This window comes from Pseudotabrizicola sp. (assembly GCF_030684215.1).
Taxonomy (GTDB): Bacteria; Pseudomonadota; Alphaproteobacteria; order Rhodobacterales; family Rhodobacteraceae; genus Pseudotabrizicola.
Genome location: NZ_JAUXOV010000013.1, coordinates 1 through 21,437, shown reverse-complemented (window position 1 = coordinate 21,437; position 21,437 = coordinate 1). Strand labels below are relative to the sequence as shown.

At 51.4% G+C, this 21,437-nt stretch carries 19 protein-coding genes; 13 read left to right on the top strand and 6 right to left on the bottom strand.

Features of this window, described 5'->3' with window-relative positions; translation table 11 throughout:
• Positions 1-18 precede the first annotated feature (18 nt).
• Together Q8K08_RS01000 and Q8K08_RS00995 are read right to left on the bottom strand one after the other, a co-directional pair.
• Positions 19-318, bottom strand: a complete 300-nt coding sequence (locus Q8K08_RS01000; RefSeq protein WP_304798560.1) for a hypothetical protein — start codon at positions 316-318, stop codon at positions 19-21.
• Between the two features lie 369 nt (positions 319-687).
• Positions 688-1,545 carry a hypothetical protein gene (locus Q8K08_RS00995; RefSeq protein WP_305248918.1) on the bottom strand — a complete coding sequence of 286 codons (858 nt, stop codon included), beginning with the start codon at positions 1,543-1,545 and terminating at the stop codon, positions 688-690.
• Positions 1,546-2,090: 545 nt separating this feature from the next.
• Between Q8K08_RS00995 and Q8K08_RS00990 the strand changes: the two genes are divergently transcribed.
• From Q8K08_RS00990 to Q8K08_RS00960, 7 genes are all read left to right on the top strand, one after another.
• A complete protein-coding gene (locus Q8K08_RS00990; protein WP_305248917.1) occupies positions 2,091-3,944 on the top strand; it encodes a restriction endonuclease subunit S in 1,854 nt (617 codons plus the stop codon).
• Positions 3,945-4,060: 116 nt separating this feature from the next.
• On the top strand, positions 4,061-4,963 hold the full coding sequence (locus tag Q8K08_RS00985; RefSeq protein ID WP_305248916.1) for a GIY-YIG nuclease family protein: 903 nt from the start codon (positions 4,061-4,063) through the stop codon (positions 4,961-4,963).
• 308 nt (positions 4,964-5,271) lie between these two features.
• The gene (gene dcm / locus Q8K08_RS00980) at positions 5,272-6,336 is read left to right on the top strand and encodes a DNA (cytosine-5-)-methyltransferase (protein WP_305248915.1); all 1,065 of its coding nucleotides are present in this window, start codon (positions 5,272-5,274) and stop codon (positions 6,334-6,336) included.
• 166 nt (positions 6,337-6,502) lie between these two features.
• Positions 6,503-8,128, top strand: coding sequence for an ATP-binding protein (locus Q8K08_RS00975; RefSeq protein WP_305248914.1), 1,626 nt, complete (start codon positions 6,503-6,505; stop codon positions 8,126-8,128).
• Between the two features lie 4 nt (positions 8,129-8,132).
• The gene (locus Q8K08_RS00970) at positions 8,133-8,963 is read left to right on the top strand and encodes an HNH endonuclease (protein WP_305248912.1); all 831 of its coding nucleotides are present in this window, start codon (positions 8,133-8,135) and stop codon (positions 8,961-8,963) included.
• The gene (locus Q8K08_RS00965; RefSeq protein ID WP_305248911.1) at positions 8,960-10,780 is read left to right on the top strand and encodes a DEAD/DEAH box helicase; all 1,821 of its coding nucleotides are present in this window, start codon (positions 8,960-8,962) and stop codon (positions 10,778-10,780) included. The genes Q8K08_RS00970 and Q8K08_RS00965 overlap by 4 nt, the downstream gene beginning before the upstream one ends.
• Positions 10,777-11,220 carry an EcoRII N-terminal effector-binding domain-containing protein gene (locus Q8K08_RS00960; protein ID WP_305248910.1) on the top strand — a complete coding sequence of 148 codons (444 nt, stop codon included), beginning with the start codon at positions 10,777-10,779 and terminating at the stop codon, positions 11,218-11,220. Before Q8K08_RS00965 ends, Q8K08_RS00960 begins: the two co-directional genes overlap by 4 nt.
• Before the next feature lie 132 nt (positions 11,221-11,352).
• Here Q8K08_RS00960 and Q8K08_RS00955 read toward each other — a convergent pair whose 3' ends face one another.
• Complete coding sequence (locus tag Q8K08_RS00955) at positions 11,353-13,467, bottom strand: AIPR family protein (RefSeq protein ID WP_305248909.1); 2,115 nt, start codon at positions 13,465-13,467, stop codon at positions 11,353-11,355.
• Between the two features lie 475 nt (positions 13,468-13,942).
• Here Q8K08_RS00955 and Q8K08_RS00950 point away from each other — a divergent pair, with 475 nt between their 5' ends.
• Together Q8K08_RS00950 and Q8K08_RS00945 are read left to right on the top strand one after the other, a co-directional pair.
• Positions 13,943-14,536, top strand: a complete 594-nt coding sequence (locus Q8K08_RS00950; protein ID WP_305248908.1) for a hypothetical protein — start codon at positions 13,943-13,945, stop codon at positions 14,534-14,536.
• A gap of 46 nt (positions 14,537-14,582) precedes the next feature.
• Entirely contained in the window at positions 14,583-15,344 is a 762-nt protein-coding gene (locus Q8K08_RS00945; protein ID WP_305248907.1) for a hypothetical protein, read from the top strand.
• 26 nt (positions 15,345-15,370) lie between these two features.
• Here the strand turns inward: Q8K08_RS00945 and Q8K08_RS00940 are convergent, their stop codons facing one another.
• Positions 15,371-16,342, bottom strand: a complete 972-nt coding sequence (locus Q8K08_RS00940) for a DUF2971 domain-containing protein (protein ID WP_305248906.1) — start codon at positions 16,340-16,342, stop codon at positions 15,371-15,373.
• A 45-nt stretch (positions 16,343-16,387) separates the two neighbouring features.
• Complete coding sequence (locus Q8K08_RS00935) at positions 16,388-16,966, bottom strand: hypothetical protein (protein ID WP_305248905.1); 579 nt, start codon at positions 16,964-16,966, stop codon at positions 16,388-16,390.
• Positions 16,967-17,162: 196 nt separating this feature from the next.
• Between Q8K08_RS00935 and Q8K08_RS00930 the strand changes: the two genes are divergently transcribed.
• The 4 genes from Q8K08_RS00930 to Q8K08_RS00915 all read left to right on the top strand — a co-directional run bounded on the left by Q8K08_RS00930 (position 17,163) and on the right by Q8K08_RS00915 (position 21,330).
• Complete coding sequence (locus tag Q8K08_RS00930; RefSeq protein ID WP_305248904.1) at positions 17,163-18,245, top strand: hypothetical protein; 1,083 nt, start codon at positions 17,163-17,165, stop codon at positions 18,243-18,245.
• Between the two features lie 21 nt (positions 18,246-18,266).
• Complete coding sequence (locus Q8K08_RS00925; protein ID WP_305248903.1) at positions 18,267-19,646, top strand: P-loop NTPase fold protein; 1,380 nt, start codon at positions 18,267-18,269, stop codon at positions 19,644-19,646.
• 339 nt (positions 19,647-19,985) lie between these two features.
• Positions 19,986-20,264: a hypothetical protein gene (locus Q8K08_RS00920; RefSeq protein ID WP_305248902.1), complete on the top strand. Its 279-nt coding sequence runs from the start codon at positions 19,986-19,988 to the stop codon at positions 20,262-20,264.
• 283 nt (positions 20,265-20,547) lie between these two features.
• The gene (locus Q8K08_RS00915) at positions 20,548-21,330 is read left to right on the top strand and encodes a hypothetical protein (protein WP_305248901.1); all 783 of its coding nucleotides are present in this window, start codon (positions 20,548-20,550) and stop codon (positions 21,328-21,330) included.
• Here Q8K08_RS00915 and Q8K08_RS00910 read toward each other — a convergent pair.
• Positions 21,327-21,437 (bottom strand): transposase domain-containing protein (locus Q8K08_RS00910; protein WP_305248947.1); only part of this gene is annotated, 111 nt, incomplete at its 5' end. The genes Q8K08_RS00915 and Q8K08_RS00910 overlap by 4 nt on opposite strands.

The following is a 21,437-nucleotide window of genomic DNA, read 5'->3' as shown; positions in this document are numbered from 1 at the left end:
GTGAGATGGGGGGCGTTGTTAGATTTCTGTCTGCTGTCGGCGCAGCAGTAGGGTCAGTTCGTCAATTTCTGTCTTGAAAAGAAGTGCGGAGAGTAGGTCCGAGACGTCCCACTCCGATTGTGTGTCGACGCACGTTGATTGCTTGTCGGACTCGGTGTAAGTCATTGAATCAGCGCCTTCTTTCATCGCATTATCATGATTTTCCGTTTGGGTTAGTGGACGAACAACGGCGTTGAGGCGCTCCTCATCAAAATCGACCATAACTTTGGTGATGGTGCGTGTCCGAGGGTCAGTCTGGGCAGCGACGTAGAGATGCAAGGTCGTTTTCCTTATGAAAAATGGAAGTCTGGGGAGATCTGATAGGCGCCGGAAGAGTCAGTCTGCAGTCACCGCCCTGCTTGCCGTGAAAGGCCATTTTCCCGTAAAATCTGGTCCAGAAGTGCGGCGCTGACACTGCGAAATCCGCGTTCAATGCGGCCGCGATCTGAGGGCAAGCCGATGGCTGGCTTAGAGACATCCTGCCCTTTCCCGAGCACTGGGTCTTCCGCCCCGCACTGGGCTGCGAGAGCTTCTTGATGGCTATGGATCGTCATTTTTTCTTCCTTCGAATTTCGGTTTTTCGGGCACGCGAAGACCGGTCACGCCCAAAGCTGAGCGATCTGCGCAGGTTTTGCTGTCAGTGTTTTGTTATGCCGCCGCGGACAAAATCATCCGCCTCGGCGAGAGGTGATCCGGCAAGAGGGCCGGGTTGGTTGCGTTCATCACAACCGACTTGGGCTTGATGACCTCGTGCTTCGCCAGCCGCAGGACGTCCCGACGGACGAGACGGACAAGTGCCCGATACCCCCGTCCAGCCAAGCTGGTCTGATCGACAAGTTCCCGCAGAGAGCGCCCGCCCCCATGAGGCAAGGACATCGCAACATCCATAGCGACAGCATCGGCCTCGGCATCGATCTCACGAACGGCAGCGAAGATCTTGGCATTTTCCAAGCTTACCGGGTCGAGGTCCGCGTCTGTGAGAAGGCGCAGCTCATCGGCAAAGCCAAGCTTTTTCACCCACCAGGCCACCTCTCCCATATCTTTGAGGAATTCGCCTGACACCAACCGAACTTCTGGTTTGACCGTCACAGCCACACGTGAGCCGCAGTTCAGCGTCACCACCATGTCGAAGATGCGCTCGATCGGGAATTTGGGGTTCCAACCAAAGAAGAAGAAGACTTGCTCTTGAATGGAGATGACGTTCGGAAAGCAGTTCAAGATCATCTGATGCGAAAACTCGAGATGGCTTTCTGACTGGATGCGATAACCATCGTCACCTCCGAGAACGGCGTGGGTCGTGCAATGTGCAAGCGATGCCGCAGGCACGGGCCGTTCTGCCCGTGATGGCTTTGGAAGTGCCATTGGGGCTGTGGGTTGGTGGCGGCGTGGCGGAGGAATATCCGTCACGACATCAACCGGATGATCCAACGCTGGCGTGCTTGGCAGCTCCGTCGAGCGCTTGGAGAAATCCAGAAACAAGAAGTCGTCGTGATCAAGGTTCGACATAGCAGGGTCCATTCAAGCGGTCTGTGCTGAAGACATACCTGTCCTGTTGACGCCAAATGATGGGCGCCGCGGGGCAGATCGTTGGGGAGGTTGGGGTGGCAGTCAGCGGTGATAACGGCGCTGAATGCCCAAGTTCAGGGGCGCACCGTCAGGTGTGTATGTCTCTCATGTTCGGCGCGCTTCCTTTCGTTTTCCTCGTCACCACTTTCGAGAACCCTTCGCATCTTGTCGGTGCGCTGCGTCGTTGAAGCTGTGTCAAGTCTTGTCGTTTCGTTGAGATGAATTTGGCGAATTCGGGCCGGATTCTCAAGCCAAGTGAGCGGAATCTTCGTTTTTTGTCCGAAACGGCTGGGGATCGATAGGTGGCAGGAACATATTTTATTTCCTAAAAACAGAGGGTTGTTTTGCTAAGTCAAGGTCTGTCTTGGAAAAAACGCGCGGAACAAGTCTACAGAACTACCTGCACTTGATATTCTAATGAATTCTAGTAAGCAGCTTACTAGAGATACTTCGCACGCTCTGCGATCGGATTGCGGGAAAAGGTCATGACGGCAAACACGGAAAATGAAGCCGCAAAGCAGAAAGCGGAGCGGATCGCACGAATCATTTTAGTGACGTTTGAAGATCTGGGCGGTCAATACCCGCGCGCCGAACTGGTCTATGCCCTATTCCGGCTCACAGCGGATCTTCTGCGGAACGGTCAGAAGGAAAGCCCTCCGCTGCCGAACATTCGGGATGAGCTAAAATCTCTGGTGCGTCCGGGCGTTCTTCATCTCAAGAGCGAAGACAGTCTGACACGACTTTATGTTCTGATGTATCTGATTGATGCCGCAAGTCGGGACAGTGCTGATCCTTTTTGGCTCAATGAGGATGCCGCGGGCCAAATTCTGGGTTTCGTTGGTGAAGCGAAGCGTGTCCTGTTCGCGTTCCCGCTCTCACTCCGACCGTGGCTGGAATTTCTTTCTCGAAATCGTGCGAGGCTCGCATCATCGGAGGGCTGCAATGTTCGGCTGCATGTGGAGGGCCCTCTCGTCTCTGTTGCAAAGGATCTGCTCTGGATCATCGGGCTGGCAGGCAAAGACATCGCACAAGTCAGCGATAAACCCTATGTGCGTCACGAAAGACTGCGCTTCGACATAGAGGTGATCTGCCCCCCTCAGAAGATCAGCGTCATCGATCCAATGCGTATCAGTTCGAAAGGGAAAACAGGACGCAGGAAGGGAAGAGTTGAGCTAACCGTCGATGGCAAGCTGGTCAGCGAAAGCGTTAAGCCGCACTATCAGCAAATTGAAGCGCTGGCCGACACGGTCCGGAATGCCGACGGCCAGGCTCTCCTGCTTGTGAATTCATCCATTTTGACAAATCGCGTTGGGATGGAGGCATCTGTCGCGCGTGAGCTTCTCAACAGCTGGCGCCTGCGCAGCGTCGTGGCTGCTCCAAAAGGGATGCTTGGAGATCAGTTCTCTGGCGAGGCGCATTTCATCTTCGTAGGCCCGCGCGATTGGGGTCGCAGCGAAGCCTGCCTTGTCAACGCAGGCCACGAAGCCTTGGCCCTCTCCGTCGGGCGCGGCGGCAAAAGGATTGCAAGGGGAGTCAGCTGGGCAGAGGTCGTCAAAGACTCTGCGAAACTGCCACAAACGAACGACGGCCCATGGGCGATCGTCCAAACATCTGACTTGCTAAAGCATTCTTTGCCGGTTCGTCCGTCTCGATACACGACAGTCTCCGCGTATGACAAACTGACAAAATTCAACAAACGGCACGCGTGCTCGTCTTTGCGGAGTTTGGTCAGTTTCATCCGACCGCGCAGCTTGACCGCATCCACGGCTGGCGATGTCCAGGTCTTCGAAGCTGGCATTGCCGACATCCAAGAGAGCGGCTTGGTCGGCGTTCCCGCAAAGATGGTAGCGATCTTTCCGGAGGAGTATCACATCGCGGAAAAGCAAACTTTGCAACGAGAAGACCTCGTCTTTTCGATCAAGGGTCGGGTCGGCGCCGTTGGGATTTATATGAAAAACAAAGGCGATGTTGAAGCCATCGTTACGGCAGGACAATCCCTGATGATATTGCGCCCAGACCCGAGCATTCCCGGTCTGCCGGCGGTGCTCTACAGCTACCTCACCCATCCGGACGTCCAAGATTACATTAAGACCCTCGTAATCGGCACAACGGCAGCGACCATTCGTCAGCGTGACCTCGACGATCTCCAGATCCCACTCCCCCTCATTGAAGAGAGGCGCGCGTTGCAGGAGCGGCTGCAGGAACGACTAAAAAAACATGTCGAACTAGACCGCATGAGGCAGACTCTGGAAGAAGAGAAACTGGACGACTGGCCCTACATAGGAAGACCGTTGCCCGAAAAGGATATCGATCCCGAGGATGAGATGTTCATGCTTTGAGCTGAAAGGCTGTCCTATTGCGTTGTGACATCCAAGCCCAAGGGTTGAGGCGACCTTGCGTCAACCTTTTGCCAAACTTGCAGAGTAACGACGTTCAAAATCTCTGGATGGGGCTTATGAACGAAGTATCTGACATCTTTGTCTTCGAGGGCTTGCGGGATGAGGCCACGCAATTCTTGGGTCGTTCATTCTCGGCCCGGTGGTATACCTACATGCTCTGTCGCCCAAACGGGACGCCCTTCTATGTTGGCAAGGGGTCCGGGCGCAGGATATTGGATCACGAGCTTGAAGCGCTGCGCCAGAACTTGGCCCCAAGATCCAACCCGCTCAAGTGCAACGTCATCAAGAAAATCCACCGCCAAGGTGATCAGGTCGTCTATCGGATTGACCGTGCCTACACAGAAGATCAGCAGCGCGAATGCTTGATGCGGGAAGCCGCGTTGATCGCGAAGTATAAACGCATCCCTGATGGCGGCATATTGACGAACCTCGCGTCTGGACTGGGGGCAGAAGCCGGCCTGCATCCGATCTCAAAGAAGCGGCACGCTGACACTCTCTCCGGCATCCCCACCGGAAACCCCCAGCGTGCAGCCCTCAATCTTTACTTGCGAAGCTTTGGCATGGTGGAAAGCACATGCATAAAGCCCTTGGGGCAGTATCGGCCATACCTGTCATCAGTCAGTCCGAAACCCACGACGAAGGTCTCCCCGCGGATGTGTTTTGCCTTGATGGCAAGTGCGGTCGCGCACGGCTTGATGCTGGATGATGGAGTGACAATCCCGCGAAGCTTTACCCATATCCCCGACCCAGACGACTGGCCGGAAGGCCTAGAGCGGCCTGACATGGTCGAAGCGATTATCGAAAACGGGGTTTCAAGCGACATCCTGAAGGTAGGTCTGGCAAATCTGGTGCCGGCGAACCGTCCTGAAGACGAAGCATACCGGATGGACAAGCGGCAGATCTCGATCTTGGAGACGGTCGTGGGGCGGGAAAATTTGGTGCTGCGAGGGTTGGCTTGATGTGAGCCTCGGGGGGCGAGCCTAAGGTCGCCTCACATCGCCACGCGTTCTGCCCCCAAGCCTCGTCCGCACGAGCCTAAGATGTGACCATAAGGCAAGAGTTATCCACAGTTATGTCTATCGATTGATTTCCTTTGAACCGAACAACCACCTATAGTTAGAGTGTTGCAGGCAACCACCGTCGCGCATCCCAGCACGTGAGAAGGTTCACTTCTTCCGGGTGAGAAAATCCGGTTCGGACTTTCGCAAGGGCGCGGCATGATAGACATCAGGGCTGAGTGACGCGACACGGTTGGGAAAGAAAAGAAATGCCTCAAGAATTTGATTTTATTGATTTATTTGCCGGCATTGGCGGCCTCAGGATTGGTTTCGAGCAGGCCGGAGGCCGCTGCGTCTTTACGAGCGAATGGAATAAGTTTTCGCAGCAAACCTATAGGGCCAACTTTGGTGAAGATCATCCGATTGAGGGTGACATCACAAAAATTGATGAGCGTGACATCCCTCGACATGACGTCCTGTTGGCTGGCTTTCCCTGCCAGCCGTTTTCGATCGCCGGCGTTAGCAAGAAGAACTCCCTTGGCCGAGCGCATGGATTTGCCGACGAAACCCAAGGCACCCTCTTTTTCGATGTCGTCCGGATTCTTCGCTACCGCAAACCGAAAGCATTCCTCCTCGAGAATGTCAAAAACCTCCTGTCGCATGACAAGGGGCATACCTTCAGGGTCATAAGGCACGCTCTTGATGAACTTGGCTACACCGTTGACTATCGTGTGATTGACGCTCGGCACTGGCTTCCGCAGCATCGTGAGAGGATCTTCATCGCAGGCTTCCGTAAGGATGTTCGGATGAACTTCACCCTTGATGACGTCATTCAACCTGAGGGCCGAAAACCAATATTGGGAGACATCCTTCATCCCCAAGACGGGACGGAAACAGTGGAGCCGGCCTACACCTTCGGTCCGCAGGCTACAGTTCTTCCCAAATACACACTGACGCCGAACTTGTGGGCCTACCTGCAGCGCTATGCACAAAAGCACAAAGCTGCTGGAAATGGATTTGGTTTTGGCATGTGCACGCCGGAAAGCGTTACGCGCACACTGAGCGCACGTTATTACAAGGATGGATCTGAGATCCTCCTCGCACAAGACGGGGGTATTCCAAGAAGGCTGACCCCGCGCGAATGCGCCCGCCTAATGGGGTTCGATCGTCCAGGATCAAACAAGCCATGGATCATTCCAGTTTCTGATACGCAGGCCTACAGACAGTTCGGCAATGCGGTCGCAGCCCCGGTGGCAATAGCCATTGCAGACGCTATGGCGCCATGGATTGCCAATACAGTCGCTCTGCGCCCGCGACATGAGCTGAGCGCTTGAGGCCGACAGGCTGTTCGATGATCCACATCAAATACATGTGGATCATCACGTCAAATTAATTGCCGCCCAGCTAAGCCCGCGCAATTATAATGAAAAATCGAAGTGTGGGGCCTAGCTTGGCAGAACTGAGCAGACGCACGCCAACGTGGATAACGAGGAAAGCAGAATGAGCGACCTGATCAATGATCCAAATGCCGGGCGGCTGATCTATGGCCTCCGTGACACCGGCTACAACGTCAAAACTGCTGCCGCGGACATCATTGATAACTCGATCGCTGCCGGTGCTGAGACAATAAACATCGCGATTGATGTCCTCCACGACGGAAGAAAGATCGTCCACTTCGGCGACGATGGCCATGGAATGGATCGACTGGGTGTATGGAATGCTATGCGTTACGGGGCTGATCGACGTCCTGATGCCAAAAGTTTGGGAAAATTCGGGCTCGGCCTCAAGACAGCGTCAAGTTCAGTTTGCAAGCGCTACAGCGTGATTTCTCGCAAGTCTGAAGATCAAGCACTGGCTAAGCTGACCTGGGACCTCGATCACGTCGAAAAGGAAAATGTTTGGGAAATGCTGTCGGAAGATGTGACTTCTGACCAACTTGAAATGTTTGAAGAGCTTTGCGGCCCAACTGGCACGCTTGTCGTTTGGGAGAATTGCGATCGCCTTTTGTCCAAGGAATATACCCCCGGAACAAGGGAGAAGCAGGCCGTGAAGCTAATGGCAAATGCGCTTAGCAAGCACATTGCATTAGTGTTCCACCGCTTTCTTGACCCAACGGACGAACGTGAGCGGAATGTCGTCATCCGTATTAACGGGGAAAGTGTCAAGGCATGGAATCCTTTCTATCCTCAAAAATCTGAGCAAGTCCTTGCACCAAACAAACAAAAGATTGAGGTAGAACTATTCGATGGCGGGGTAGAAGTTGCTGGCATGAAGGCTTGGATAATTCCCCATCGTCGCGATATGACGAAGGAGGAAGAATCCGAGTTTGCGAGAATATCGAATAGAGCTCAGGGCTTTTATGTATACCGAGAAGGTAGATTGATCCAAGACGGTGGCTGGATGGACGTGTTTGGCTCACCAGAGCCGCACACCTCACTCCTTCGTATTGAGTTCGATTTTGGCCACGAGCTTGATGAGGCGTTTCGTATCGACGTAAAGAAATCGCGAATTTTGTTTCATCCTGACCTTGAAGATGGCCTGCGAGCAATTTTGCAGCCTATCTATCGGGAAGCAAAGTTAAGATATAAACGTGAGAGCCGGGATGATGCGAACGACCATGAGACGGTCAATCATACGAGTTCAAACAAGAATATTGCTGGGACATCAAATACAGCCAAGCCTCAAGTTACCGCCACAGACGTCAAGACACAGACGGTGGAGCTTACGAACAATCGTGGTGCAAGAATAAGGATCAGAGCACCGATTCAGAACGACGTTAATCCAGATACGATCTATGTTGAGGCCGTAACGGATATCACATCAGGTCACCTCTGGGAGCCTGCCTACCGGAGCCCGAACAGTTCAGACCACGTGCCGGGCGTCCTTCTAAACAAGCATCACGACTTTTATCAAAAGATCTACCAACGCGCGGCAGCTAATGGCTACGCCGTAGAGGGCATGGATCTGCTTCTTTATGCTTTTGCCATGGCAGAACAGAACAACACCGACAAGGAGCTAGAGCCAGTCTTTGAAGACATCCGTGCGGAAATCTCTGCGAACCTTAGGAAGCTTCTGAGAAACGTCCCAGACCCTGAGCCGTCTGAGCTGACAGAAGACAGCGAGTAGTAAATTGATCGCGTCGCGGCAGGACATAATCCGAGAGGAGCTCGAACTTGGCACCGGTGCTACGATTGGCATTTCGGTTGACCAAAGTGGAACGCGCACTGCTCTCCGGATTTGGTTTTCTGATCTCGACGTTCGGAATGGACCAGTTGCCGAACTCCGCCCGTTTGGATTGAAAGGATATCAGGTAACGCTATCATTTGGGACATTTTCTGGAGAGATTGTTCGGCAGATCCAGCGCGCAAGCGATGAGGATGTGGGTCTCGCACGGGCTTTGTTGTCATCCATTGACCCTTCGTTTGGCTTATCAATTCCTGGCCAATCTCCCTTCGACTGGCGGGTTGCCAGTGGTGACTTTAAGATTATCGCGACTGCGCGCGGAGTGAATTTTGAAAAAGACGACGCGCTCATCAAGGTCTGCCGCGATGCCATTGTTCCCATTATGGCAGCGATGGCAGAACTGATCGGTTACGATGTGATTGACGCAGACGATGACGCGCACATCCTTGAGGGTGCCATTCTGTTTTCAACAGTCCGACGCAGGGAACGAAATCCAAGGAATCGGCTTCTTTGCATTCGGCTGCATGGAGAAAAATGTGCATGCTGCGGTCTCCATCCCGAGACTATGTATGGAACGGCTGGCAGCATCATCGAGGTGCACCACCTTCATCCGCTTTCATTGCTTACCAAGCCTCGCGAGTATGATCCGGCCGTTGATCTGGTGCCGCTTTGCCCGAACTGTCATCGTGCCGCTCACACTAGGAAGCCATTTCCTTGGTCGCTGGAAGAACTCCGTGAATTGATGGCACTTTCAGTCCATCGGGAGGCTCGGGGATGACGGACCTTCACCTTTTACCCGAAAGCTTCACCGAACTTGCCGCCGTGCAGCCAGTTGGATATGAAATTTCATCGAGGGTTGTCGATCCAGTTGCCGTTATTTCGCGTCACTCAGATCGCTTGTCCATCACTCTTGCTGGCGTGCGGATAACGCGCGGCGATCGGAAAATCTTCGAAGCGCCAACTGTTGGTCATGCTTGGGTTGTCGACGGACAAACGCTGCGCCCCTTACCTGCTGATGCCCCCCAAGTCATCCTAAGGGCGATCGGTGATGAAGACCCAAGTGACATTTCTTACGCAACTGCCATCAAGTTAATCAGAACCCCTCCTGATGGCATCCTCGTTGAAGCAGCTCAAGATGTTCTTCATTCTGGCAAGTTTGCAGCGGAGCAACTTCCGTCAGAGGTGACGATTGCGGGCCTAAATGCGGACTTGTTCCCGTATCAGGCGCGGGGAATTCAATGGATGTGGGCAACCGTCACTCGAACGGGTGGTCTGATCCTTGCAGATGAGATGGGGCTCGGCAAAACACTTCAGATCATTGCTCTCCTCCTCATGGATCCTCCGAAGGCAACCGCCCCAGCTTTGATCGTTTGCCCCACAACCTTGATTGCAAACTGGGTGCGGGAGTTTCAGAAGTTTGCACCCAGCATCTCGCTGATGGTGCATCGTGGGCCCTATCGGGCCGGCATCTACCGCGACCTACAAGTGGCATCGGTCGTGATCACAACATATGAGACGATGGTGAACGACATCGCAATCTTCTCATCGTTTGAGTGGTCGTGGGTCATTTGCGATGAGGCGCAGGCCATCAAAAATCCTCATTCGAATAGGCGAAAGGCGATCGTTACAATCCCGCGTCGTCGATCAATTCCTATGACCGGGACGCCAGTCGAAAACACGCTGTTGGATCTTTGGTCCTTGGCAGATTTTGCTATCCCCGGAATGCTCGGTGATCGAACGGTTTTTGAGGTCGAATTCCCTGACACGCTGGAAGCTGGTCAAGCTCTCGGTGTGCTGACTGATCCGATCGTTCTGAAGCGACGCGTGAAGGATGTTGCCGCTGATCTGCCAGAGCGGATAGATATTGATTTGCCACTTGAGCTCGATACCGCGTTGGCAAATCACTACAACGATGTGCGAGAGACGACGATGGAGAAGTATCCAGTCGCCGGCGCACTGGTCGCGACCCTGCAACTCCAACTCGTCTGTGCGCATCCTTGGCTAAGGATACCTGACGCGACGGCTGTCGACTGGGAAGATGCAAAGATTGAGGTTCGCGATGAGCTGCCGCTGCTAACGCCTAAACTGGATAGGACGGTCGAGTTGCTCCGTGAGGCCTTCCTGAATGGCAGAAAGGTTATCATTTTCGCGTTGTTCAATCGAATTGGTGATCTTATCCGCACAGCTTGCAAGCAATTCCCGGCCACATTCTGGGGAGCCATAAATGGCTCAACTGCTCAAGAGGATAGGCAGCAAATCGTAGACGATTTTTCACGTCATGAGGGACCTGCATGCTTAATCTTGAACCCAAAGGCGGCTGGAGCGGGTTTGAATATCACTGCAGCCACGGTGGTAATCCACTTCACACCAGTCTGGAATCCGGCGCTCGAAGCCCAGGCAAGCGCGCGGGCACACCGTCGTGGGCAAACTGAGCCAGTAACGGTCTATCGGCTGTTCTATAAGGATACTGTGGAGGAGGTGATGATTGACCGCTCGGCTTGGAAGCGGGACCTTGCCAACGAAACGGTTCCAGTCTCAAGCCGAGATGCAGAAGATCTAAAGCGTGCTCTCGAAATTTCTCCGGTGAAACCATGACCAAAAAAACATTCATCAAAATCCTGAGCGCCAATGACGTCGGGGCGACAGGGAGCCACATGGCCGGTATCCTCGTGCCGAAAGGGGACGGCGAACTTCTTTCTTTCCTTCCGAAGCTTGATGCGAAAGTAATGAATCCTTCGGCATGGATCGACTGCCAAACGCCAAACGGTGAGATCTTGCGACTGCGGTTTGTCTATTACAACAACAGGCTGCATGCTCTAAATGGGACGCGGAACGAATACCGCATTACATACCTCACAAAGTTCCTGCGTGACGCGAAAGCTCAAGAAGGCGATGCCTTCGAAATCTCAAAGTTGGATGGGCAAGAAAATTATAGCATTCGGGTGGTTCCTGCTGGTGTCTCCCAAGACGTTCACGTCGATGATGATGCTCCAGTAAGGATCAAGCTAACTGGGGGATGGAGAAGGGTTCACTAGATCCTAGTGATAAATTTAACCATCTTATTTGTTCTAAATTTTGCCCCGACAACGCCTAAAAATGGTTCGCGTCAAACAAAGTTTCAAGAATACTCAATCGAACGAGCGGACATAGATGTTTAGTGGGCCAACTTAGTGTGCCCTAGCTCGTCCTGAAATTCTTATCCGTGGCGTTTCTTCGTCATCAAGATAACCCTCTTCGCGAGCACGTGCCAATATATCCACCGCCAAAACACACTGCTTTTCTGACGGCAGCCGCCGCTCTTGCTGACTGCAGGCTTTCAAAATGCCATCGTCCTTCAAGGAGAACGAGCGATTTGAGGCAGTCCAGTCTCGCAGTCTGTTCCAAAAGGCGCTTCCAAGTTCAATAACCTTTGACTGTGCTTCAATTCCTGAAATTTCTGCAGCTGCACGTTTTCCATCGCGTTCAACTGACTTGGCGTCTTGCGGTGCAACCAAGTGGTCATCAAGGCCTTCAATGTAGTCAATTTCGAGCCTAGAGACTGATGACCAGCAAGCTTGCTTTTTTGCCCACTCGGTCACGTTGCGGATCCCACTCTCAGGTTCCGTTATGACGTTAGCAGATGCCTCACATGCAGACAGGATTGCTTTCAACATGCCATCTGGAACTCTCTGTTCGTTCCAGACACGATCGAGATCAAGCAACTTGCCAAGCTTTTCAGCGTCGTGGACAATCTTTGCGATACCGTAGGTTACGATGTTCGCGCGGTAGCCACCCGGATACCATTCTTGTTTGGGTATCGTCTTTTCGAGTGCACGGAACACGATCACCTTGGCAACGAGTCTCTTGAACCAAGTTTCGTCATACTTCTTATCACTTGCCGACCATGCCGCCCCAATGTCCGTCGCAAAGGCAGCAAAGTTCTTCTGTGCACCCTTGCTTACCGTGTCTGGCTTCATCTGGAAGGACAGCTCGATTTTCGCAAGGTCAGTTTTTTGAAAGAGTTGGGACTTAGGGTGTTCTGCATCAAAGCGTTTTCTGTCTGCGCCGCTCAAGTTTGCACGTTCAACCTGATACTGCCCTCGTGCCCTTTCATAGAACCATCTCGTTTGCCGTGTAGCACCTTGGGCTGGTGGCGCAAAAACGCGACGGGAGTAACTTTCCATGCGCATGTGGAAAGGATGGTTCGAAAAGAAGTCGGCAGCACTGACCTTGTTCTGGCTGTTTGCATACTTCGAGATGTTTGGAACGATCTCCTCAGAGGTCTCCGCTGGAACGACCGTCAACTTCATCTGAACGTGAACACGTTCGAGATTTTCAGGGCTATGCTTCAGTGCAGCGTAGAGAGATGCTGTCGTTTGTCCGCCATTTACGATCTGAAGGTTCTTTGCGGAGAGAATGCGGACCCCAGCGCCGTCGGTCTCGGTTTCGACGGAATCTGCGGTTGCAGACAGCCCGTTATTGTAACTGAAGAACATTTCGGGCTCGCCCTTAATGGTGTCCCTGATGCCTTCATTCACTGACTTGCGGCGCGCTTGGATGAAACTGCGGATGTTCGACTCTAAAAGTCTGGTTCCCCACCTGTCGTAAATTTCAGCAAGTTGATTGCCCCTGATGACAGCAAGATATGATGGAAAACTGGTCTCTGGCCCAGAAGCTGAGAGTGCAGGAAGGCCGCCTCCAAATTCCTCAGCGAACTTTACAACAATCTTTTCCTTGGATCCGGATGTTTCAACGCGATGCAACCTGCCGATGTCCCATATGTTGTAGGTCACCGGGACATCGCCAATCTTGCCAGCCAAGACTGCATCTGTTCTGGCCGTGTAAACACCGTTCGTGACTAGGATCAGCTTGACCTTGGTTACCGACGACCAAGCATCTGCGATCATAGTTGCGGTGCCAAACTCCTGCGACTCGATGTGAAGTCCATCGCGGAATTCGCTCCTTCTGGCAGCGGTCACAAAATTCACAAGATGCCCAAAGAGCTTCTTTGTGTCTGCGGCGTTAAGCGTTGGCGGCTCATCAGTATCGAAAATTTCACAGACTATCACACTCAGGATCCCATCAGAATCGCGGGGATCGCCGCCATGACCATCGATGCGCAGTGACTTGCCTGACACAGCACCTCTGTATGAACACCGGTCCGAGGTCTCGATTTCACTCTCTGCCTCAAGCGTGCTGCAAAGGCGTTCAAAGGCAAGATCAGCGAGCGGAAGGCCTGTGTCGTCTGCCTCTCCACGAAGCTCAGCCAGAAGGTCAGTGTTGAACTCGATAAGGTGCTGCACTGGGTTGTCTCCTCGGCCGGCCGTGGCTCTTGATGCTGAGCTTAGGGTAGTTGAGGTCTTTGTGGCAACAGCATGGCTCATCAAACATGTGGATTAACAAGGGCTTCAGTAACCCCTATGGCCACGAGATCGATGCGACCTCATACCTGCAGAAGTTCATCAGCTTGTCGGTGAATCCGCCTGACTAGGTGGGACAGCACAACAAGTTACCAGCGGTTCTTGCCTATGCACGGGCGGCCGCAGGAGAGATGGGACTACCGAAGAAGTAAATCGAGCAGATCGTCAAGCGGCAGCTTCCGGTGGTCGTTCGGAGAAATGTGATATCCATAAGGGCTGTTGGGATAATCTTGGCTCTCAGTTCGAAACGCAGAACGATGAAGAACAATGATGCGCTCTGCATGGTAATTGTGGATTAGCGCCTCCAATATCTAATTTGTCATGTATTCTTCATATGACATACATGGAGTCATTGGAGATGTCGGATCAGTCTGGAACAAATCTTTTAACCGGCGCGCTTTTTATTTTTGGTTTATTCTATTTCTTCGGCAATCAAGAGGAAAAGCGGCGACCATACACAGGTGAAAGAGTGACTGAAAACGAAATTGGCATACTTAGCGCGAACGACCAGTTGACCTTTGTGTCCATTGTGACCCACGCGAAGAACCAGTTTCGTGAAGAAGACAATGCAGTAAGGCAGGGCGAGATTCGTAGAGTCCGTGGGCAAGAACTATGCACAGAGCTTCGCTCTGCAAAGTTTGAGCAATGGCAAGGCGTTGTCTCGGGGATAGAAACGACAAGCGATGGTGTAAACCTAAATCGGATCTATATTCAGGTCGCCGAGGGGATTACTTTGGTTGATAGAGAGAAATACGGCCGTAGGACATATCAGCACTCAAAATTTCTAAATGATATTCAGATTGGCGATCGTGTGTTGTTTTCCGGAAAATTTGGGTATGATTTTGACGAGCGCGCAAGCGATTGCTTTCTTGAAGATCGGCTCTCCATGTCCGGGGGAATGACTTCACCAAACTTCGTATTTTCGTTAGGAACGATTGAGAAGTTCGACTAAGTATATTTCAAACAACTGCGCTTCAAGGAGCGGAAGTGGGTGTCCTATGGCTGTAGAATTGGAGTTCCTCACAGGCATCGATCCAATTGATTTCTTTGTTTCATCGGCAGATGAAGTAAGCGCTTGTGAAAAGACATGCGGAGCACTCCTCGGGGTAGGAGACAGTCTTCGGCAGGCAAGATTCCTAATGGGTGAGCCTCTTGGACTTTTTGCACTACTAACGGCCGAGGAAGAAGCGGCCAGCTTTCTTTATTATTGCCTCTTGGATAAGGGCTATGAGATTCCAAACTATGGGAAAATTCAGAACCACCTTGATAAAGCAAAGATTTTAATCCTTGCTGAGACTCTGGTGAGCTATTTCTTTTCCAGAGAAATGGCGGGAATAAAGCGATTTGTTAGGTTTGAAAAGATTGAGGGGTTGGTTTCTGCCTATCAGCATTTTCGCTTAGGCGACTTTCACATTCGACAGGATGACCCATTGGAGACAATCAAAACACACGGAAATTCGCCAGATAAGCATGATGCCGCCGTTGAGGGTGCTATTGAACTTACCCTTAAAAAGATATCACCACCTGGGCAAAGCCTGAAGAGTCAGATCAAGAGTATCGCAAATCGAAGAAATCTGTGTTTGTATGGCGATCCTTCTCGCAAGCCGCGCTTGGGTTCACAAGAAGAGATTGATCATTTTCACAATCAATGCACCGCAATTCTTGCCTTGGGCTTTTTGGTGCGAAACGGAGCAGGGCGGACTTCTTCAATGCAGAAGTTAACAAAGAAATTCTTTGAAATGGTAAAGTCGGCAAACTGATACAACGTAGTGGTGCGAGGGGTAAGTCATCTTCTGAGCGGTATGTCTGATACTCTCACTTTAGATTCGGCATCCTTGACGCCAGCTTCTTCTAGCTTTGCAACAAGCGCGTCATAAATCGTCCATGTAGACTGCGTAGGCCCAATAATAATCTCTTCTAGTAGCTCCGGAAGAGTGGCGCCAGTGAAACCATCATCTGGATAATTCATCATCCTCAACTTGTGAACGCGCTGGGGCACTCCTCCGACTGTTTCAATATCGAACGGAATTCGGTCTGTTTTCAGCATGGTTGGTGAGTAAATTACCCGCCACTCCTTTTCCTCTGCAAAGCCCGGGTGTTTGGTTGAGAGAACTGCGAAATGGAACGCCCAAGTCAGTGCACGAACAACAAACTCAGCTCCAGCTGTCTGCAGAGGCTCTATCTTAGCCTCTAGTCCTATTACCATCTGTAAGAAATGGAGCTTGAAACGTTCCGCGTCGCAATACAAAACTGGGCTTGTAAAAGCACTCAATGCATCACTTTCAGAGACAAATGGGCGATTATTGAAGACAAAGGCAACATTCGTGTCTCCACCATAGGCCCGCCACATCGAAAGACGTCCGTATCGGTCTTCATCGAGTGTCGCATCTCCATGCTCACTAAACGAGGTCAGGTAGCTTTGAAACCTTCGGTCGTAGAGTCTCCTATCAAAGTCCTGACTGACCATATCAGCTAATCCGGGCTGGATTTGATTGAGTAATGCCTTGAGCCTGCCACCTACTTTTTCGTCATCCCAACTTTGCTTTAGGCAGTTCTGGCCATGTTGGATTTCTGAAAAATCATTCATTACAAGCGCGTTTCGCATCCAAACCGTTTGCTTTTCGATAATTTGAGTGGCAGCGTAAGCACTCGTGTAGTGCGCAAACTTCGCGCCATTCTCACGTATTTCTGAGATACGCTTAAACGCATGAGGCATGAAAACTTGAAAAAGCTGCTTTTCAATATCACTTTCTGACAAGGAAAATCTCCCAGTGTTAAGCTTCTCTAGCGTTCACTTTTCAGATCATATTTGCTTAATTATCGATCCGATGCTTGCGGCATCACTCGACAGGATCAGCGATGTGTTGTTTGTGATTTGCTTCTCAGAATAAATTCTACCCGAGATCAAATCAGCCAGATAAAACCCAGCATTCCCAATAGGATGATTTTTAAATGTGCTTCGCATGATATAACATGCAACCGCACCATATCTCTGCGTGAGTTCCGGACTCTGTGTCGGCCACAGACAGTAAACTTGCCGAATACCACCTTTTGTTATCTCAAATAGAGGGTCCGGGAGAATCTCAATGCCATCACTGGTAAACTTCAAAGATCCTTTTTCGTCGACTGGATAGAGGGTCCGAACATTGCCAAACCTAGTCCTGAACTTTTCGAATGCGTCTTGATTGTGCTTTCTCTCGGTTGGGTTCACTGGAGCCTCGAGAACCTCTAAGGCCTTTTTGTGCTCTCCAGCGCTATGCAACCTTACAGCACGTTGTAGCGGTTTATAGAAGTCGTAGCCGCCAGGACCGTTTAACCTTTTCTGAAGTTCGGAGATTTTCTCACCGGTGTCGAGAAGGCAGAGCTTCAGGAACGTGTTCATAGAGAATTTCATCATTGCCGGAAAGTCTCCTGTAGGACTATTCATCCATCCTAGTTGTGAATTGTCCTAAAATTCGCCAGGACGTTCTTCGAGGGTTGTTCTGTTCGATGTCAGTCAATGCACGTTAATGCGTTTTACATTTGAGTGGCGTGGAGCCTCTTTGAAAAAAAAGTGAATCACACCGCCCACTTGAAGGTTGGCAGCGCAACTTTCGATTGTCTACAGTCATTCTCAGCACGTCAAAATGGTTCACTCAATGCTTCGCACCTCTGCTCTCTTTGTTCTCGTATCGACATCTGCGGCCTTCCCCAATGAACGTGCCGAAACCATAGCAAAGTGTGTCTCTGCATTTGCCACAGGTGATCAATCTGGCTTCGCGGCAACCGCAAGCGAGGTCCGGTCATGGGGTAACTTGGAAGACGACGCGCTGCAGAAGGCTGCGACTGCTTGCTTAGCCCTCGCACCCACTGAGACAGCCAAGGACGAAGAAACGGTAGCCGTCCCCGTGATAGCGAATACCGCAGAGGAATTTCTCGCCCGCTTAGATGCGGATCCCAACTCAGTCGAACAAATCGTAATGGAGATCGCCGAGCTTTCCACGCTTTCGATGCCTCTCGATGATCGCGCGAAGCGCTTGGAGGCCGCTATACTTGCATATGCTCGCCCCCTGCCGGCTGCAAAGGCCAACGAGAACCGGTTAGCCTACCTCGCCCTGACAAAAATCAATCCCGATGACGCGTCCTACGCGTCCAAGGTCGAGCAGTATCAGGCTGCGCTTGAAGCTCAGGCGAGGGAAGACGAACGCAGGAAGGCCGCGATTGCCAAGCAGTTGATCAAAACGACAGCTGAGTTTGACGGGTCTTCTTGGTATCGGCACCCATCCTCGCCGCGTTACCAAGACACTCGAGACTATGTGACACTTTATATCGTCGAGTCAGGAGCAGGGGTGCGCTCACTCGAGTTCTTTGTAAACTACACAAGCCGCGATGGTTGGCTTTTCGTCGAAGGTGCCCAGATCAACGTCGACGGCAAGATCACTCAACTTCCTCCGACCCAATGGGCGCGTGACAACGATACCGAGATCTGGGAGTGGGCTGCTTACCGCGGCAACGAGACGATGATAAAACTTGCCAAGCAAATAGCTGAGTCAGATCGCTCAGTCATTCGCTTCAACGGCCAGCAGTTCTACGATGACCATGTGATTACCGATACAGAGAAGAAGGTTATCCGGGAAATGTTGCTTGCGTGGGACGCGATGGGGCCGTCAGCGTCAGATTAATTTGCACTGTCTGAGGATACCATGCGCTTTCTCCCACCCGACCCCGAAGTAACCCTCTATGAGACCGTTTTCGGAGACGACATCCTTGAGCGGGGCAAGGTCAGCAAATCCCTGTCTGATCTCCTCGATCGGATTGAAGACCCCCTCGTTGTTGCTTTGGATGGCCGGTGGGGGACTGGGAAGTCATATTTCCTGAAACGCTGGGTTGGCGCTCATCGCGGGCAGAACAACGGTAGGGCTTTGACCCTCTACTTTGACGCCTTTGCGCACGATTACCAGTCAGATCCATTGGTTGCCCTTGTCGCGGCTCTTTCTGAACGCGTGCCCGCGGCTGAACGGCCGAAGCTGGACCGAATGAAAGAGGTCGCCTTCAAGTTTGCCAAACCGCTCACGAAGATCGGGCTAAACTTGATCACGCTCGGCGCCCAACAGCAAGTTGGCGATCTAGCAGACGCCGTTGCTGATGTCGCAAACGGTGGCGCCCAAGAGCTTGCAGAACAGTTCTGGGCGCGAGAGGAAGGACGCCAGCAGGGTATGCAAGCGTTCCGGAACGGTTTGGAGCAGCTGGTAAAAGGCGAGGAAGGTGTCGATCCTACGCCTTTGGTCATCGTGATAGATGAACTTGATCGCTGCCGGCCAGATTACGCCCTCGAGGTCCTTGAGGTGATCAAGCATTTCTTCGCGGTGCCTATGGTGCACTTCGTCCTGGGCGTTAACCTGAAGGCGATGGAGAACAGCGTGAAGGCCAGGTATGGCCACGAGATCGACGCGACATCCTACCTGCAGAAGTTCATCAGCTTGACGGTGAGTTTGCCGGATCAGGTAGGACAGCATACCAAGATTCCAGCTGTCCTTGCCTATGCGCAGACGGCCGCGCGGGAGATGGGACTGCCGAAGGAGTATATAGAGGAGATCGTTGAGCGGCAGCTTCCGGTGGTCGTTCGGAAAAATGCGGTGTCCATCAGGGATGTTGGGAAAATCTTGGGCGCAGTGGCTATCCTTCATCCAGAAGCGCTCAACCCAAGACTATACGGCGGTTGGAGGGCGCTGACAGTCAGCCTCATTATCGCGCGGGTTATTCGAAAAGATGTGTTTGAAAAGATGATTGCCGGCGATTTGTCGAAGGCTGATTTGGCGGCATACATAGACGCCACACCAGAAAATGTAGCTCGAAATCTGCCAGATGGGGGCCACAACCCGAACTACGATCATCCAACCTGGTTTCTTCATGCCATATGGAACGTGCTTTTGTTCAATGGAGAGGACCTTATTGGTGAAGACCTGACAGGCATTCGGCGGCTCTTTGATCAGTTTGGGGATACACGAAATGCGCGTAGTTTTCCACGGCGAACGCTTGACGACTGGATGAACACCTTCAGCTTCGCAGAAACTAAGGCCTAAAACGGATAGGCTTCAACCGGCGCTGCAATCATCTTAATGCCGCTCGGGCTGAGCAACTGAACGTTAAGACGCCCAACACGTCTATATTTGAAGCACCTGAAAAAGACGATATCGTTCTAAATCGATGCGTGCGCTTCGCTCGATGGTCAATCCTCGCACCTAGCAAAAAATCATCGCGTCAATCTATCTCGGATTTCCGATCCATAAATAAATGAATAAAGCAACTAATATTTCATGATTGAATCTTGATTGGTTGCAAAAATTTGTGTATAAGCTTTGTTGTGCTGAATTTAAAAACGTGACGCACAATATTTGAAAATCTTACATAAGGAATACCATATGATAAATGCAAAACTTTTTTCTGAGCAGACAATCACCACAGTTGCCTTGCCGGATGACCCAACAGATAAACAAATTCTCGACGCTCTGGAAAGCAGTGGGGAACTAGTGCTTCTTGGAGAACGAAGTGGTTGGGAGGTGTATTGCGGAAGTGACCTTCCTCAAAACCAAATTGTTATTGGGTCATCTCCATTCTTGGGTGACTTCCCCAAAAGGAGAGTAGATTGCACACTTAATGACGAGCAAGTGCTGAATCTTCTCAATGAAGTCGTAAGGTAAGTTCACTCTCAGCAGGAAAGCAAGTAACTTACGATTGGTCGCCGCAGGGAAAGGCCATTCTCCATTGATATTCTTTTCATCTGCGTCGATCTCACCGAAATTTGGTTAGTCTCTTTTTAATTTCAGGCCTTCCCATAGAAAGTGGGAAGGCTTTATCATTTCTGATAAAGGAAGCCTGATGCATATCCCAAAATCTATCCAGAAACACATTTCGTTGTGGATAACTAACAAGGGCCTTTCTGAGACTGAGATATCATAAGGCGTCATGTTTTAGGAGATGCTCATGTCAGACTTCATTTCGAACGGTTATGGAAAGGTAAAGGCAATTTCAGCCGCACTGTCGTTGGCAGCATTGGCAATGGTGCCAACGACCTCATTCGCACAGGGTCAAGACGGACTTCCTCAGGGACTGGTCTGTGCAATGAAAGCATCAGACTTGAACCAAATAGCACTTTCGAACTTCAGAGACGACGAAGTTGTTCAAGGAGTGATTGACAATAACGGAGAGCCGTATTTGCTCGGTATAGAGAACTTGGACATCGAACAAAGGGCGGATAAGTTCACCTTGAATTTGTTCTCTGTCCAGCATTACCGAAATTTCGGAGCTGAGAGCCTTTCCAATGTTTTGGAGTGGTCTAAAGAGATTGCCCCACCCTCAAATAGTGTCGACTTCGAGCCAATCGCTGCATTCTATCAGAAGTGCCTCGATGGAACTGAAGAAGCTGTTGATCTTTCAGTCAATGACTACTTAGGAGTATCTTCTCAAGACTTTCTTACTTGTGCGGTTCAAGGATATGTAATTACGGATGCGATGTTTGGCGCTGCGCCGATAGCTTCGTTTTGGGAAGAAGATGTTCCAGTAAGCGCACGCCTTGAAGAGTTTAGAGAACATGTTCGCAATGGCACAGAGCGCTACACGCAATTATCCGACTATCCGACAGATTGGAATGAAGGCAGGCAAGATGAGGAAATTACGATGAGTCTTTCTTTTTCTGCTGGCCAATATTTGAATGCAAATCAGGATAACTTTTTTGTAAGCGTTCGCGGGGCATCACGGCTTGCCTAGCTTGACGGCTTGAAGTTCCACGGCATGAGATCATTGAGGCGGCTTTGGGGATGGCCGTTGGCAATCGCGGTCAGGGTGGCCTTGAGGTAGGCGAAGGGTTCGACGCC

What these genes read in the sequence shown, in the direction of transcription:
- Q8K08_RS00945 (WP_305248907.1), top strand. Translation starts at nt 14,583, where the DNA reads ATGGCTGTAGAATTGGAGTTCCTCACAGGCATCGATCCAATTGATTTC.
- dcm (WP_305248915.1), top strand. Translation starts at nt 5,272, where the DNA reads ATGCCTCAAGAATTTGATTTTATTGATTTATTTGCCGGCATTGGCGGC.
- Q8K08_RS00975 (WP_305248914.1), top strand. Translation starts at nt 6,503, where the DNA reads ATGAGCGACCTGATCAATGATCCAAATGCCGGGCGGCTGATCTATGGC.
- Q8K08_RS00995 (WP_305248918.1), bottom strand. Translation starts at nt 1,545, where the DNA reads ATGTCGAACCTTGATCACGACGACTTCTTGTTTCTGGATTTCTCCAAG.
- Q8K08_RS00950 (WP_305248908.1), top strand. Translation starts at nt 13,943, where the DNA reads ATGTCGGATCAGTCTGGAACAAATCTTTTAACCGGCGCGCTTTTTATT.
- Q8K08_RS00935 (WP_305248905.1), bottom strand. Translation starts at nt 16,966, where the DNA reads ATGAACACGTTCCTGAAGCTCTGCCTTCTCGACACCGGTGAGAAAATC.
- Q8K08_RS00920 (WP_305248902.1), top strand. Translation starts at nt 19,986, where the DNA reads ATGATAAATGCAAAACTTTTTTCTGAGCAGACAATCACCACAGTTGCC.
- Q8K08_RS00925 (WP_305248903.1), top strand. Translation starts at nt 18,267, where the DNA reads ATGCGCTTTCTCCCACCCGACCCCGAAGTAACCCTCTATGAGACCGTT.
- Q8K08_RS00985 (WP_305248916.1), top strand. Translation starts at nt 4,061, where the DNA reads ATGAACGAAGTATCTGACATCTTTGTCTTCGAGGGCTTGCGGGATGAG.
- Q8K08_RS00915 (WP_305248901.1), top strand. Translation starts at nt 20,548, where the DNA reads ATGTCAGACTTCATTTCGAACGGTTATGGAAAGGTAAAGGCAATTTCA.
- Q8K08_RS00990 (WP_305248917.1), top strand. Translation starts at nt 2,091, where the DNA reads ATGACGGCAAACACGGAAAATGAAGCCGCAAAGCAGAAAGCGGAGCGG.
- Q8K08_RS00960 (WP_305248910.1), top strand. Translation starts at nt 10,777, where the DNA reads ATGACCAAAAAAACATTCATCAAAATCCTGAGCGCCAATGACGTCGGG.
- Q8K08_RS00965 (WP_305248911.1), top strand. Translation starts at nt 8,960, where the DNA reads ATGACGGACCTTCACCTTTTACCCGAAAGCTTCACCGAACTTGCCGCC.